Source organism: Stenotrophomonas sp. SrG, assembly GCF_050031795.1.
GTDB classification, from domain to species: Bacteria; Pseudomonadota; Gammaproteobacteria; order Xanthomonadales; family Xanthomonadaceae; genus Stenotrophomonas; species Stenotrophomonas rhizophila_A.
The window spans coordinates 1-254 of sequence record NZ_JBNBBE010000514.1 but is presented as its reverse complement, the minus strand read 5'-3'; the positions used below and the strand labels follow the sequence as shown (position 1 = coordinate 254).

General features: G+C 65.0%; 1 pseudogene. It reads left to right on the top strand.

Going from position 1 to position 254, the window contains the following annotated elements:
• A pseudogene (locus ACQG3P_RS20675) lies at nt 1–254 on the top strand (sodium-independent anion transporter); the annotation flags it as partial.

Here is a 254-nt window from a genome sequence, read left to right as displayed (position 1 = left end):
AATGTGTCCTCCGGCCGGCGAGGCCGGTTGTCCAGCCTGGTGGCAGTCGTGATGCTGTTTCTGCTGGTGGAGTACGGCCACGAATGGGTGCGGCAGATTCCCATGGACGCGTGGGTGGCGGTGATGATCATGGTCAGCATCGGGACCTTCCACTGGCGTTCCTTTGCCGAGTTCCGCGTGCACCCCATGCGCTCCTCGGTGGTGATGGTGGCCACCGTCGTGGTGACCGTGGCCACCCACGACCTGGCCAAGGG